The organism is Micromonospora sp. M51 (assembly GCF_018070305.1).
Lineage (GTDB): Bacteria > Actinomycetota > Actinomycetes > Mycobacteriales > Micromonosporaceae > Micromonospora > Micromonospora parva.
This window is the reverse complement of the sequence record NZ_JAGPXZ010001256.1, coordinates 1-1,010: the sequence shown is the minus strand read 5'-3', so window position 1 is coordinate 1,010 and position 1,010 is coordinate 1. Positions and strand designations below refer to the sequence as shown.

The 1,010-nt window shown below is 72.7% G+C and carries 1 protein-coding gene and 1 pseudogene; both read left to right on the top strand.

What is annotated here, in order from left to right:
• Window positions 1-6: 6 nt before the first annotated feature.
• Window positions 7-729, top strand: a complete 723-nt coding sequence (locus tag KBX53_RS34095) for a GGDEF domain-containing protein (protein WP_210863939.1) — start codon at window positions 7-9, stop codon at window positions 727-729.
• Window positions 726-1,010 (top strand): annotated as a pseudogene (locus tag KBX53_RS34090) (hypothetical protein); the annotation flags it as partial. The gene KBX53_RS34095 and the pseudogene KBX53_RS34090, both read left to right, overlap by 4 nt.

Genomic DNA, 1,010 nt, shown 5'->3' with positions numbered 1-1,010 from the left:
GACCCGATGACTCCCCGACTGCGCGCCTTGGCCACCGCCAGCGCTATCAGCGCCGCCGCTACCGCCGGCTACCTGACCGCCCGGCACAGCCTTCGGGCTGAACTCGCCACCGTCCGGCACGCGGCCACCCACGATCCGCTGACCGGCATCCACAACCGCGCCGGCCTGTCCGCCGCCGCCGACTCGTTCATCACCACCGCCCACACCACTGGCCGCCCGGTGGCGGTCGTCCTGATCGACCTGGTCAGCTTCAAGAAGGTCAACGACACCCACGGCCACGACGCCGGTGACCACATCCTCACCACCGTCGCCAACCGGCTGACCGGCATCGCCGGCCCGGCCGGCATCTGCGCCCGCCTCGGCGGCGACGAATTCGCCCTCATCACCACCGGCCCCGCCACCCGGCGCGACGACGCCGAACCCTGGCTGGCCGACTGGCTCACCCACATCCACACCCGGCTGACCACCCCGGTCAGCTACGACCGCCGAACCCTGGCCGTCGGCGCGACCCTCGGCGCGACCTTGGCCCACCCGGCCCACCCTGCCGCCGCGTGGCTGCACCGCGCCGACCTCGCCATGTACGCCGCCCGCGCGAACCGCCGGACCACCGCCGTCTTCACGGACCCCGCCGACACCCCCGCCGCTACGCGGCCTGCCGACCGGCCCCGTGACCTGGCTCGTCCGACCAGCCCCCTCGCCGCCGCCCCAACCACCTGGAGGGCCGCATGACCACCGCTGCCGAGATCACCGACGTGACACGTACGTGTCAAAACGACATCTCCACCGCCGGCCTCGTCGCCGCGCTGGAAGCCGCCTGGGCGGCCATCCGCAACCAGCACACCGAAGTCCCGCCCGCCGTCCTCGTGGTCGGCTCCGGCTCACCCACCAAGCCCAACCAGGGCATGAAGTGGGGCCACTTCGCCGCCCTGCGCTGGCAAGCCGGCGACAACCAACTCCCCGAAATCCTCATCTCCGGCGAGGGACTATCCCGCGAACCGGAAGCCGTCTTC